This window comes from Burkholderia oklahomensis C6786, from assembly GCF_000959365.1.
Classification (GTDB): Bacteria; Pseudomonadota; Gammaproteobacteria; order Burkholderiales; family Burkholderiaceae; genus Burkholderia; species Burkholderia oklahomensis.
Genome location: NZ_CP009555.1, coordinates 2366649 through 2379433, shown reverse-complemented (window position 1 = coordinate 2379433; position 12785 = coordinate 2366649). Strand labels below are relative to the sequence as shown.

At 68.3% G+C, this 12785-nt stretch carries 14 protein-coding genes; 9 read left to right on the top strand and 5 right to left on the bottom strand.

Going from position 1 to position 12785, the window contains the following annotated elements; translation table 11 throughout:
• Positions 1-184: 184 nt before the first annotated feature.
• From dusB to BG90_RS10740, 8 genes are all read left to right on the top strand, one after another.
• Positions 185-1240, top strand: coding sequence for a tRNA dihydrouridine synthase DusB (gene dusB, locus BG90_RS10775; RefSeq protein WP_025989989.1), 1056 nt, complete (start codon positions 185-187; stop codon positions 1238-1240).
• A 5-nt stretch (positions 1241-1245) separates the two neighbouring features.
• Positions 1246-1479, top strand: coding sequence for a Fis family transcriptional regulator (locus BG90_RS10770; protein WP_004194052.1), 234 nt, complete (start codon positions 1246-1248; stop codon positions 1477-1479).
• 43 nt (positions 1480-1522) lie between these two features.
• A complete protein-coding gene (gene purH / locus BG90_RS10765) occupies positions 1523-3103 on the top strand; it encodes a bifunctional phosphoribosylaminoimidazolecarboxamide formyltransferase/IMP cyclohydrolase (protein WP_010117058.1) in 1581 nt (526 codons plus the stop codon).
• Positions 3104-3300: 197 nt separating this feature from the next.
• A complete protein-coding gene (ruvC, locus tag BG90_RS10760; RefSeq protein ID WP_010117059.1) occupies positions 3301-3843 on the top strand; it encodes a crossover junction endodeoxyribonuclease RuvC in 543 nt (180 codons plus the stop codon).
• A gap of 372 nt (positions 3844-4215) precedes the next feature.
• Positions 4216-4797 carry a Holliday junction branch migration protein RuvA gene (gene ruvA / locus BG90_RS10755; RefSeq protein WP_010106350.1) on the top strand — a complete coding sequence of 194 codons (582 nt, stop codon included), beginning with the start codon at positions 4216-4218 and terminating at the stop codon, positions 4795-4797.
• Between the two features lie 99 nt (positions 4798-4896).
• Positions 4897-5967 carry a Holliday junction branch migration DNA helicase RuvB gene (ruvB, locus tag BG90_RS10750; protein ID WP_010117060.1) on the top strand — a complete coding sequence of 357 codons (1071 nt, stop codon included), beginning with the start codon at positions 4897-4899 and terminating at the stop codon, positions 5965-5967.
• A gap of 28 nt (positions 5968-5995) precedes the next feature.
• On the top strand, positions 5996-6949 hold the full coding sequence (locus BG90_RS10745) for an oxygenase MpaB family protein (RefSeq protein ID WP_010117061.1): 954 nt from the start codon (positions 5996-5998) through the stop codon (positions 6947-6949).
• 116 nt (positions 6950-7065) lie between these two features.
• A complete protein-coding gene (locus tag BG90_RS10740) occupies positions 7066-8211 on the top strand; it encodes a ParB/Srx family N-terminal domain-containing protein (protein WP_010117062.1) in 1146 nt (381 codons plus the stop codon).
• An 81-nt stretch (positions 8212-8292) separates the two neighbouring features.
• Here BG90_RS10740 and BG90_RS10735 read toward each other — a convergent pair whose 3' ends face one another.
• The 4 genes from BG90_RS10735 to BG90_RS37820 all read right to left on the bottom strand — a co-directional run bounded on the left by BG90_RS10735 (position 8293) and on the right by BG90_RS37820 (position 10942).
• The gene (locus BG90_RS10735) at positions 8293-8955 is read right to left on the bottom strand and encodes a histidine phosphatase family protein (RefSeq protein ID WP_010117063.1); all 663 of its coding nucleotides are present in this window, start codon (positions 8953-8955) and stop codon (positions 8293-8295) included.
• A 23-nt stretch (positions 8956-8978) separates the two neighbouring features.
• Positions 8979-9437, bottom strand: a complete 459-nt coding sequence (gene dtd / locus BG90_RS10730; RefSeq protein ID WP_010117065.1) for a D-aminoacyl-tRNA deacylase — start codon at positions 9435-9437, stop codon at positions 8979-8981.
• Between the two features lie 79 nt (positions 9438-9516).
• Positions 9517-10758: a tyrosine--tRNA ligase gene (gene tyrS / locus BG90_RS10725; protein WP_010106360.1), complete on the bottom strand. Its 1242-nt coding sequence runs from the start codon at positions 10756-10758 to the stop codon at positions 9517-9519.
• A complete protein-coding gene (locus BG90_RS37820; RefSeq protein ID WP_010106362.1) occupies positions 10712-10942 on the bottom strand; it encodes a hypothetical protein in 231 nt (76 codons plus the stop codon). The genes tyrS and BG90_RS37820 overlap by 47 nt, the downstream gene beginning before the upstream one ends.
• Here BG90_RS37820 and BG90_RS10720 point away from each other — a divergent pair.
• The gene (locus BG90_RS10720) at positions 10907-12082 is read left to right on the top strand and encodes an anhydro-N-acetylmuramic acid kinase (RefSeq protein ID WP_010117066.1); all 1176 of its coding nucleotides are present in this window, start codon (positions 10907-10909) and stop codon (positions 12080-12082) included. The genes BG90_RS37820 and BG90_RS10720 overlap by 36 nt on opposite strands.
• A 147-nt stretch (positions 12083-12229) precedes the next feature.
• Here BG90_RS10720 and erpA read toward each other — a convergent pair whose 3' ends face one another.
• A complete protein-coding gene (erpA, locus tag BG90_RS10715; RefSeq protein ID WP_010106366.1) occupies positions 12230-12598 on the bottom strand; it encodes an iron-sulfur cluster insertion protein ErpA in 369 nt (122 codons plus the stop codon).
• Between the last annotated feature and the right edge of the window lie 187 nt (positions 12599-12785).

Genomic DNA, 12785 nt, shown 5'->3' with positions numbered 1-12785 from the left:
GCGCCGCGTCTACTCCGCTTCGCACGCAGGCACGATGCGCCATCCCACATTCACACAATATTCATCGGCGATTTAACGATTGCCGACACTTGCCTAATTCGGCGGCACCGGCGGTTACGGTAAAATACACGTTTTCCCTTTTCGCCGCCCCCCTCCCGCGCCCCGCGCGGGCGCTCCTATTGCGATGCCCGTCCTAGGCTCTCACGTCCTGCGCAACAATCTGTTCGTCGCCCCGATGGCGGGCGTCACGGACCGGCCGTTCCGCCAGCTGTGCAAGCGGCTCGGCGCGGGCTACGCCGTGTCCGAGATGGTCGCGTCGAACGCGCAGCTGTGGAAGAGCGAGAAGACGATGCGCCGCGCGAACCACGCGGGCGAGGTCGAACCGATCGCGGTGCAGATCGCGGGCGCCGATCCGGCGATGATGGCCGAGGCCGCGCGTCACAACGTCGCGAACGGCGCGCAGATCATCGACATCAACATGGGCTGTCCGGCGAAGAAGGTCTGCAACGTCGCCGCCGGCTCCGCGCTGCTGCAGAACGAGCCGCTCGTGCAGCGAATCGTCGAGGCGGTGGTCGCCGCGGTCGGCACGGGGCCCGATGCGGTGCCCGTCACGCTGAAGATCCGCACCGGCTGGGACCGCGAGCACAAGAACGCGATCACGGTCGCGAAGCTCGCCGAGGCGGCCGGCATCTCGATGCTGACCGTGCACGGCAGAACCCGCGCCGATCTGTACCGCGGCGACGCCGAATACGACACGATCGCGGCCGTGAAAGCCGCGGTGCGCATTCCGGTCGTCGCGAACGGCGACATTACGTCGCCGCACAAAGCGAAGGCGGTGCTCGATGCGACGGGCGCCGACGCGCTGATGATCGGCCGCGCCGCGCAAGGAAGGCCGTGGCTCTTTCGCGAAATCGGTCATTTCCTGCAAAGCGGCGAGCTCCTGCCGCCGCCGCGCATCGACGAGATCCGCCAGGTGATGAACGAGCACCTCGAGGATCACTACGCGTTCTACGGCGAATTCACGGGAGTCCGTACTGCGCGCAAGCACATCGGCTGGTACACTCGCGGCCTTTCCGGTGCCAACGGGTTCCGGCACCGGATGAACACGCTCGATTCCACGCGCGAGCAACTTGCCGCCGTCAACGAATTCTTCGACGCGCAACAGGCATTGTCCGACCGCCTCGTCTACGTGGACGAAGAAGACGGCGGCCGCGGCGAGCCGGGCGATCCTAACCAATAAGCAGCATGAGCAAGCACAACATCGAACAATGCGTCCGCGACAGCCTGGATGGCTACTTCCGGGATCTCGACGGCTCCAATCCGCACGACGTCTATGAGATGGTGATGTCGTGCGTCGAAAAGCCTATGCTCGAAGTCGTGCTCGAACAGGCGGGCGGCAACCAGTCGCTCGCCGCGGAGTACCTCGGCATCAATCGCAACACGCTGCGCAAGAAGCTGCAGCAGCACGGCCTGCTGTAGGCGGCCGCCCCGTCCCCGTTTTCTGGCTATTGGTGGTTCCATCATGATCAAGCAAGCGCTCATTTCCGTTTCCGACAAGACCGGCATCGTCGACTTCGCGAAAGCGCTGTCCGAACTCGGCGTCAAGCTGCTGTCGACGGGCGGCACCGCGAAACTGCTCGCCGACGCGGGCCTGCCCGTCACCGAAGTGGCCGATTACACCGGCTTCCCGGAAATGCTCGATGGGCGCGTGAAGACGCTGCACCCGAAGGTGCACGGCGGCATCCTCGCGCGCCGCGACCTGCCCGAGCACATGCAGGCGCTCGAAGCGCACGGCATTCCGACGATCGACCTCCTCGTCGTGAACCTGTATCCGTTCGTCCAGACGATTGCGAAGGACGACTGCACGCTCGCCGACGCGATCGAGAACATCGACATCGGCGGCCCGACGATGCTGCGCTCGGCGGCGAAGAACCACCGCGACGTGACGGTCGTCGTCGATCCGGCCGACTACGCGGTCGTGCTCGACGAAATGAAGGCGAACGGCAACACGATCGGCTACAAGACGAACTTCCGCCTCGCGACCAAGGTGTTCGCGCACACCGCGCAGTACGACGGCGCGATCACGAACTACCTGACGAGCCTGACGGAAGACCTGCAGCACGGCTCGCGCAAGCCGTACCCGGCGACGCTGAACCTCGCGTTCGACAAGGTGCAGGACCTGCGCTACGGCGAGAACCCGCACCAGAGCGCCGCGTTCTACCGCGACATCGCGACGCCGGCCGGCGCGCTCGCGAACTACCGCCAGCTGCAGGGCAAGGAACTGTCGTACAACAACATCGCCGATTCGGACGCCGCGTGGGAATGCGTGAAGACGTTCGACGCGCCCGCGTGCGTGATCATCAAGCACGCGAATCCGTGCGGCATCGCGCTCGGCGCGGATGCGGCCGAAGCGTACGCGAAGGCTTTCCAGACCGATCCGACGTCGGCGTTCGGCGGCATCATCGCGTTCAACCGTGAAGTCGACGAAGCCGCGGCTCAAGCGGTGGCGAAGCAGTTCGTCGAAGTGCTGATCGCGCCGTCGTTCTCGGATGCGGCGAAGCAGGTGTTCGCGGCGAAGCAGAACGTGCGCCTGCTCGAGATCGCGCCGGGCGTCGCTACGCTCGGCGACGGCCACAACGCGTTCGACCTGAAGCGCGTCGGCGGCGGCCTGCTCGTGCAGTCGCTCGATTCGAAGAACGTGCAGCCGCGCGAGCTGCGCGTCGTCACGAAGCGCCACCCGACGCCGAAGGAAATGGACGACCTGCTGTTCGCATGGCGCGTCGCGAAGTATGTGAAGTCGAACGCGATCGTGTTCTGCGGCAACGGGATGACGCTCGGCGTCGGCGCGGGCCAGATGAGCCGCGTCGATTCGGCGCGCATCGCGAGCATCAAGGCGCAGAACGCGGGCCTCACGCTCGCCGGCTCGGCGGTCGCGTCGGACGCGTTCTTCCCGTTCCGCGACGGCCTCGACGTCGTCGTCACGGCGGGCGCGACCTGCGTGATCCAGCCGGGCGGCTCGGTGCGCGACGATGAAGTGATCGCCGCCGCCGACGAGCACAACATCGCGATGGTGCTGACGGGCGTGCGCCACTTCCGCCACTGATTCTCGCGACGCGTCGTTTTCGGCGAAACCCGGCGGTGTCCCACCGCCGGGTTTTTTATCGGACGTGCGAGCGCGATGAGCCACGCGGCGGTTTTTTCGGCACGCTGGTTTTTCGGCTCGGCGATTCCGCCCCCGCTTTCGCCGGGATCCCGCGTCATTCGTGTAGTATCGGTCGCAGACAGCTTTTCCGTTTTTCCATGCGAATCATCGGCATCGACCCCGGCTTGCGCGTCACGGGCTTCGGCGTGATCGACGTCAGCGGCCATCAGCTCGCGTACGTCGCAAGCGGCGTGATCAAGACGCCCACGGCCGACCTGCCCACGCGGCTCGGCGCGATCTACGACGGCATCTCGACGCTGATCCGCGAGCACACCCCAGATCAGGCGGCGATCGAAAAAGTGTTCGTCAACGTCAATCCGCAATCGACGCTGCTTCTCGGCCAGGCGCGCGGCGCGGCGATCTGCGGGCTCGTGTCGGGCGGCCTGCCCGTCGCCGAATACACTGCGCTGCAGCTCAAGCAGGCGGTGGTCGGCTACGGCCGCGCGACGAAAGAGCAGATGCAGGAAATGGTCGCACGCCTGCTGAGTCTGTCCGGACGGCCCGGCACCGACGCGGCCGACGCGCTCGGAATGGCGATCTGCCACGCGCACGGCGGCAACACGCTCAACACGCTCGGCGGCATCGCGCCCGCGCTCGCGAAGAAAGGGCTGCGCGTCCGGCGCGGACGGCTCGTCGGGTAACGCGGATGTCCGGCGACGCAAAGCGGACGCCGATATCGCCACAGCCGCTCCCTCCCCGCTCGCATCGATAATCGCCGGCGAATGCGCCGCCCCTGTTGTTCCGGGCGCTCCTTCTGTTCGCGACGCTTCCGGCTCTCCCGCTGCCGGTCCTGCTGGTCCTGCTGCTCCGGACGCTTCAGCAATTCCAGCGGCTCCTGCCGCCCGCTCCGCTTGGCGCAATCCGGGGGCTCGGAGCGTTCACGGCGCACCGTCCCGCCGGCCGCGCTCGCCGCACGCAACCCGCGGCCCGCCGGCGATCTCCCGGCCGCGCCGCTGCCGCGCGCGCACCGCGGTGCGCTACACTCGCCCTTTCCGTTCCGTCCCGCACTCGCCATGATCGGTCGCATCGCCGGCACCCTGCTCGAAAAGAATCCCCCGCACATCCTCGTCGACTGCAACGGCGTCGGCTATGAAGTCGACGTGCCGATGAGCACGTTCTACAACCTGCCGCACACGAGCGAGAAGGTCGTGCTGCTGACCCAACTGATCGTCCGAGAGGACGCGCATCTGCTGTACGGCTTCCTCACGCCGCAGGAACGCTCGACGTTCCGCGAGCTGCTCAAGATCACGGGCGTCGGCGCGCGGATGGCGCTCGCCGTGCTGTCCGGAATGAGCGTCGCGGAACTGTCGCAAGCGGTCACGCTGCAGGACGCCGCGCGCCTCACACGCGTGCCCGGCATCGGCAAAAAGACGGCCGAGCGCCTGCTCCTCGAGCTCAAAGGCAAGCTCGGCGCCGATCTCGGCCCGCTCGCCGGCGCGGCGTCCCCGTCCGACCACGCGACCGACATCCTCAACGCGCTCGTCGCGCTCGGCTACTCGGAAAAGGAAGCGCTCGCCGCGATCAAGAACGTGCCGGCCGGCACCGGCGTGTCCGAAGGCATCAAGCTGTCGCTCAAGGCGCTGTCGAAGGCGTAACGGCGCGTCGTCGGAGTCAGCTTCGCACGCCGGGCGACGCATGGCGACTCGGCCGTTCGGCCAGGTTGGCCGGACCGCGCCGCGCGGTACAATGGCCGCATGATCGAAACCGACAAACTCGCCGCCGAGCGGATCATCGCCGCCACGCCCGCGTCTACGCACGAAGAAGCTTTCGAACGCGCGCTGCGCCCTCGCCAGCTCGACGAATACGTCGGCCAGGAGAAGGTGCGCGACCAGCTCGAGATCTTCATCGAGGCCGCGAAGCGCCGCTCCGAAGCGCTCGACCACGTGCTGCTGTTCGGGCCGCCCGGACTCGGCAAGACGACGCTCGCGCACATCATCGCGCGCGAGATGGGCGTGAACCTGCGCCAGACGTCCGGCCCCGTGCTCGAGCGCGCAGGCGACCTCGCCGCGCTCCTCACGAACCTCGAAGCGAACGACGTCCTCTTCATCGACGAAATCCACCGGCTGTCGCCCGTCGTCGAGGAAATCCTGTATCCGGCGCTCGAGGATTACCAGATCGACATCATGATCGGCGAAGGGCCGGCCGCGCGCAGCGTGAAGCTCGACCTGCAGCCGTTCACGCTCGTCGGCGCGACGACGCGCGCGGGCATGCTGACCAATCCGCTGCGCGACCGCTTCGGGATCGTCGCGCGGCTCGAGTTCTACGACGCCGAGCAGCTGTCGCGGATCGTGCGCCGCTCGGCCGCGCTCCTCAACGCGCAGATCGATCCGAACGGCGCGCTCGAAATCGCGAAGCGCTCGCGCGGCACGCCGCGGATCGCGAACCGCCTGCTGCGCCGCGTGCGCGACTACGCGGAAGTGAGGGCCGACGGCAGCATCACTGTGGCCGTCGCGGACGCCGCGCTCGCGATGCTCGACGTCGATCCGGTCGGCTTCGACCTGATGGACCGCAAGCTGCTCGAAGCGATCCTGCACAAGTTCGACGGCGGGCCGGTCGGCGTCGACAACCTCGCCGCCGCGATCGGCGAGGAGCGCGACACGATCGAGGACGTGCTCGAGCCGTACCTGATCCAGCAGGGTTTTTTGCAGCGCACGCCGCGCGGCCGCGTCGCGACGCTCCTCACGTACCGGCATTTCGGGCTCTCCGCTCCTGACGCCGCAAGCCCCGTGAGCAATCTCTGGGACACGCCGGACGCTCAGCGCTGACGCCGCTCCCGTTCCGACGAGCCAATCGATGTCCGCCCCGCTACACGACCGCCCAGCACGCTCGACGATCGGCCGTCCGTTCGTCGAGCGCGTGCGTGCGCGCGTCGCGGGCGGCGTCACGCATCTGACGACAGGCGGCGGCCCGTCGCTCGACTACTCGTCGCCGCCCGGCGACCCCGGCCTCTTCGGCCCCGACGCGGTGTGCTGGAAAGTGCACGCCGATTTCACGTCGATGATGACGGGCGGCATCTCCGCACTGCTGCTGCAAGCGCTGCATCCGCTCGCGCTCGCGGGCGTGTGGGACCATTCGACGTTCCGCACCGACATCCTCGGCCGCCTGCGCCGCACCGCGACGTTCATCTCCGGCACGACGTACGGCAGCCGCGCCGACGCGCTGAAGCTGATCGAACGCGTGAAGGCGATCCACGAGACCGTCACCGGCACGGGGCTCGACGGCCGTCCGTATCGCGCGAGCGACCCGGCGCTGCTGACGTGGGTGCACGTGGCCGAAGTGTCGAGCTTTCTCGCCGCGCACTTGCGCTACGCGAATCCGCTGCTGTCGGGCGCCGACCAGGACCGCTACTACGCGGAAACGGCGCGCGTCGCCGAACTGCTCGGCGCGACGAACGTGCCCAAGACACGCGCCGACGTCGCCGCGTACTTCGCCGCGATGCGCCCCGAGCTGGAAGCGAGCGAACGCACGCACGAGGTGGTGCGCATCCTGACGAACGTGCCGGTGCCGAAGCCGGCGATGCGCCCCGCCGCCACGCTGCTGTTCAACGCCGGCGTCGACTTGCTGCCGACGTGGGCGCAGCAGATGCTCGGCCTGTCGGCGCTCGCTCCCGTGCGCCGCGCGCTCGTGCGGCCCGGTGTGCGGATCGTCGCGCCGGTGATCCGCTGGGCGCTCGTCAACGGCGTGTCGAAGCGCGCCCGCCGGCGCGTCGCCGCGTCGCCCCAGCAGCCCGGCCGCACCGGCAAGTAGCCAAACCCGTCGATTTCATTTCAAATACCTGTCACATCGATTCGCGATGCTGACGGGTCCGCTCGCGCGCGTCAGCCTCGCGCCGCCGCCCACCCCATTGTCGACGCCATTGCCCGATGCCCCATCCGCTCTCCCGTCTCGTCGTCGTTGCCGCCTTTCCGCTCATCGCCGCGATCGCCGCATGCGGCGGCGACGGCACGGCCCCCGTCGCCCCGATCGCCGCCGTCGATGCAGGCGCGAACGGCTCCACGCCAGGCAATGCGACGAGCCCGGGGAACGCCGGCAATCCGTCGCCATCGGCGCCCACGCCCGCGCAGGGCAGATGGAAAAGCGCGCGCACGGGCGACATGCTCGACGTGGCGCTCGCCGAGCTGCGTCCGACGCAAGGCGCGCTCGGCTACGACCAGATCTACTACAAGCTCGGTCGCTACGAGCGGCAGCCCGACAAGAAATTCGACGACTTCTGCGCGGACGAAGGGCTCGGCGGCGTCGCGTCGAACGGCTACACCGCGCAATCGGTGCTGCGCGACGCGGCGAGCTACGCATGCGCGACCGGCGCCGACGCGCGCGACCGCACGGTGCTCAACCCCGTCGTCGTCGGCCCGGACGGCGACACGCTGTACGTGACCGACGGCCACCACGGCCTGTCGACCTATTACGAGACGCCCGGCGGCGGCGCGACGCTCCACGTGCACGTCGTCGTCAAGGACAATCTCAGCGACTACTCGGGCGCGGCGTTCTGGCAGCAGATGCAAACCCGCGGCTACACGCGCCTGAGGGACGGCGACGGACGGCCGATCGCGCCGGATCGGTTGCCCGCCGGGCTCGGGCTCGCGCTCGGCATGCAGGACGACCGCTACCGGTCGCTCGTTTATTTCACGCGGGACATCGGCTACGCGAAGCCCGCGCAAGCGACCGACTACCTCGAGTTCTACTGGGCCGACTGGCTGCGCGGACAGCCAGCGACGTTCTCGCTCGCCGGCTACGACCTGGCTCGCGCGGGCGCGACCGATCCCGACCCGGCAACGGCCGATACCGGCTGCCTGAATGCGGTATGGAATGCGGCGGCGAGCATGGTCGCGTCGACCGATCCGGTGATTGACGGCAAGACGGGCGCCGACCTCGGTCGCGCCGATCAGATCAACGGCGGCAAGCAATACGGCAAAGGGGAATTCGACAAGCTGCGCCAGCCGATCACGGCCGACAAGCCCGGCAAGATCGCGTATGCGCTCGATTACAAGACGCGCCACGGGCTGCGCTGACGCCCGCTGCGGCGCGCCGCAGCGGCCCGGGCAGCTTCGCGGCCACGCCTCGCACTCGCGCACACGAGCCGCGCTACGACGTCACAGCACCTTCCGATAGCCGTCGTCGTCGCTCGCTTCGCTCAGGTGATCGACGTCGGCCCAGCGCACGACGCTCGCGCGGCCGTCGGCGTAATCGACGACGTTGACGCTCGTGTTCAGGAGCGCGTGCTTGCGCGGCGCGTCAAGCGGCAGATCGTTCGCGAACCGGTACACGCAGTCGAGCACGCCGCCGTGCGCGACGCACGCGATGCGCCCGCCCGGATGGGCGGCGACGATCCGCTCGACCTCGTGCAGCACGCGATGATAGAACGCGCGCTGCGATTCGCCGCCTTCCGGCTCGAAGCCGGGATCGCGCGTCTGCCACTGCGCGAACGCGTCGGGAAAGCGTGCCTCGATCTCCGCGCTGTCATGCCCCTGGAACACGCCGTACGCGCGCTCGCGCAGCCCTTCGCGCAGCGCGAGCGGCAGGCCCAGCGCGTCGGCCGTCGGCTGCGCGGTCTGCTGCGCGCGCGACAGATCGCTCGAATAGATCGCGTCGATCCGCGCGCCGGCGCGTGCGTCGCGCGCGAGCCGCTCGGCCAGTTGCCGCGCCTGCGCGAGCCCCGTGTCGGCGAGCGGAATGTCGATGTGGCCTTGAATCCGCTTGATGCGGTTCCAGGCCGTCTCGCCATGGCGAATGAAGAGGATCTGCGTCGTGGCCATCGGTGCGGTCTCGAATCGAAGCATCAGGGGTGCGTCTGCAGCCAGAACGTCACGGGACCGTCGTTCACGAGCGACACCTGCATGTCGGCGCCGAATTCGCCCGTCGCGACGATCGGATGACGCTCGCGGGCCGCGCGCACGAAGTAGTCGAAGAGGCGCGCGCCCTCGTCGGGCGGCGCGGCGGGCGTGAAGCTCGGGCGCAGGCCGCTGTTCGTGTCGGCCGCGAGCGTGAACTGCGATACGAGCAACAGACCGCCCGCGCGCCCCGCGCCGTCGATGTTCGACACGGGCAGGTTCATCTTGCCCGCCGCGTCGCTGAACACCCGGTAGCCGAGCACCTTCGCGAGCAGCTTGTCGGCGACGGCCTCGGTGTCGCCGCGCTCCGCGCAGACGAGCGCGAGGAGGCCCGGGCCGATCTCGCCCGTCACGCGGTCGCCGACGCGCACGTCGGCGCGCCTGACGCGCTGGATCAGCGCGATCATGCGCGCGCCTCCGTCGCACGCGCGGCGCGCGCGATGCACGCGGCGCGCAGAGCGCGCAGTCGAACCGCGGGCCGCGCGCTCATGCGGTGAGCGTCACGCGCGCGAAGCGGCGCTTGCCGACCTGCACGACGAACTCGCCCGCTTCGACCTTCAGCGCCTTGTCGGACACCGTCGCGCCGTCGATCTTCACGCCGCCCTGCTCGATGTTGCGCAGCGCCTCGCTCGTCGACGGCACGAGCCCCGCCTGCTTCAGCAACTGGCCGATCGCGAGCGGCGCGCCGGTGAGCGTCACCGTGGGGATGTCGTCGGGCACGCCGCCCTTCGCACGGTGATTGAAGTCTTCGAGCGCGCGCTCGGCCTCGGCGCGCGAGTGGAAGCGCTCGACGATCTCCTGCGCGAGCATCACCTTGAAGTCGCGCGGATTGCGCCCGCCTTCGGCCTCGGCGCGGAACTGCGCGATCTCGTCGAGACTGCGGAACGACAGCAGCTCGAAGTAGCGCCACATCAGCACGTCCGAGATGCTCATCAGCTTGCCGAACATGTCGGTCGGCTTCTCGCTGATGCCGACGTAGTTGCCCTTCGACTTCGACATCTTCTCGACGCCGTCGAGGCCTTCGAGAAGCGGCATGGTCAGGATGCACTGCTGCTCCTGCCCGTACTGCTTCTGCAACTCGCGGCCGACGAGCAGGTTGAATTTCTGGTCGGTGCCGCCCAGCTCGAGATCGGCGTTCAGCGCGACCGAGTCGTAGCCTTGCATCAGCGGGTACAGGAATTCGTGGATCGAGATCGGAATGCCGCCCTGGAAGCGCTTCGTGAAGTCCTCGCGCTCGAGCATTCGCGCGACCGTGTAGCGCGACGCAAGCTTGATCATCCCGTCCGCGCCGAGCGGCATCGACCATTCGCTGTTGTAGCGGATCTCGGTCTTTTCGCGGTCGAGCACGAGCGCCGCCTGCTCGAAATAGGTCTTCGCGTTCGATTCGATCTGCTCGCGCGTGAGCGGCGGACGCGTCGCGTTGCGCCCCGACGGATCGCCGATCAGCGACGTGAAGTCGCCGATCAGGAAGATCACCGTATGGCCGAGATCCTGCAACTGGCGCATCTTGTTCAGCACGACCGTGTGGCCGATGTGGATGTCGGGCGCGGTCGGATCGAGGCCCAGCTTGATGCGCAGCGGCTTGCCCGTCGCCGCGCTTTTCGCGAGCTTCTGCGCGAACTCTTCCTCGATCAGCAGCTCGTCGACGCCGCGCTTCGTGACGGCGAGCGCGTGGCGGACCTCATCGGTGATCGGGAAGGCGGGCTTGGAAGTGGGATCGGTGCTCATCGGTGCAAGAGGAAGGAATGTCGCAAAAAGAGCGATTTTCCCATAAGTTGCGCGCGGACCGCTTAACGACGCGCGCGCTTGCGCGGATAATCGGCCACGACGGCGCGCGGCGAGCCTTCCGCGCGCATCCAATCTCGATTCCGGAGCGATGAACGTGGCGCCCAACCGCATGCAACCCGGCCATCCCGCGGATGGCGTGTATTTTGGCCTGATGTCGGGCACGAGCATGGACGGCGTCGACGGCGTCGCCGTCCGTTTCGAGACGGGCAAGCCCCCCGCGGTGCTGTCCGAAGCGTTCGTCGGCTTCGCCGATGCGCTGCGCGACGCGCTCTTTGCGCTGCAGCAGCCGGGCGACGACGAGATCGAGCGCGAAGCGCTCGCCGCGAACGCGCTCGCCGCGCGCTATGCGGTGTGCTGCCACGAACTGCTGCGCGCGGCGGGCCTCGCGCCCGAGGACGTGCGCGCGCTCGGCGTGCACGGACAGACGGTGCGGCACCGGCCCGAGCGCGGCTACACGCGGCAGATCAACAACGCGGCACTGCTCGCCGAGCTGACCCGCATCGACGTGATCGCGGACTTCCGCAGCCGCGACGTCGCCGCGGGCGGCCAGGGCGCGCCGCTCGTGCCGGCGTTCCACGCGACCTTGTTCGGCTCGCCGGACGAGACGCGCGTCGTCTGCAATCTCGGCGGCATCAGCAACATCACGATCCTGCCCGCCGCGCGGGATTCGCGGGACGCGCGTGACGAATCGGTGCGCGGCTTCGACTGCGGCCCGGCGAACGCGCTGATCGACGCGTGGGCGGAACGCCATCTGAAGCAGCCGTTCGACGACGGCGGGCGCTTCGCGGCGCGCGGCACGGTCGACGACGCGCTGCTCGCCGCGCTGCTCGATGAACCGTATTTCCGCCAGAACGCGCCGAAAAGCACGGGGCGCGATCTCTTCAACACCGCTTGGCTCGACGCGAAGCTCGCCGGTTTCTCGGGCCTCGCGCCCGAAGACGTGCAGGCGACGCTCACCGTGCTGACCGCGGCGACCGTCGCCGACGAGATCGCGCGGCATGCAAGCGACTGTCGCGCCGTCTACGTGTGCGGCGGCGGCGCACGCAACCCGGTGTTGCTCGCCGCGATCGCGGCCGCGCTCGCGGCGCGCGGGCTCGACGCGCCGGTCGACACGACGGCTGCGCTCGGCGTGCCGCCGCAGCAGGTCGAGTCGCTCGCGTTCGCGTGGCTCGCGTACCGCTTCAACGCGCGCGCGCCGGGCAACGTGTCGGCCGTCACGGGCGCGGCGGGCGAGCGCGTGTTGGGCGCCCTCTATCCGCGCTGAAGCGCCGGTGGCGCCCGTCCGGATTGCCCCAAGACAACCGCGCGCCGGATCGCCGAATCGCATCGCGCGGCATAAAAAAACGGGGCATGGAAGCCCCGTTTCTTGTACGGACGACGTGCGTCCGTTCGATCGACCGGCTCGGTTCGTTCAGACCGAGAACGACGAGCCGCAACCGCAAGTCGTGGTCGCGTTCGGGTTCTTGATGACGAATTGCGCGCCGTTCAGATCGTCCTTGTAGTCGATCTCAGCGCCGACGAGGTACTGATAGCTCATCGCGTCGACGAGCAGCACGACGCCGTTCTTGTTGAGCACGGTGTCGTCCTCGTTGACGTCCTCGTCGAACGTGAAGCCGTACTGGAAGCCGGAGCAACCGCCGCCTTGCACGAACACGCGCAGCTTGAGCTCGGGGTTGCCTTCTTCGTCGATCAATTGCTTGACCTTATCGGCCGCCGCGTCGGTGAAGACGAACGGAGCCGGCATCTCGGTGGTTGCCGCGGATTCGGTGACAGCGTTCATGCGAACTCTCCAAAAAGCCATTGCCTGCTATTGTAGGGCTGATCCGTAGATCGTGCTGACGCAGGCGAAATCAAGAGGCGCGCCGGCGTTTTTCGCGTATTCGTTGCGCAGACGCAAGCCACGCGCACATAAAAAAACCGCCAGCGCGAAAACTGGCGGTTTTTCTTGCAGCGGCGCCGCCCGAAAG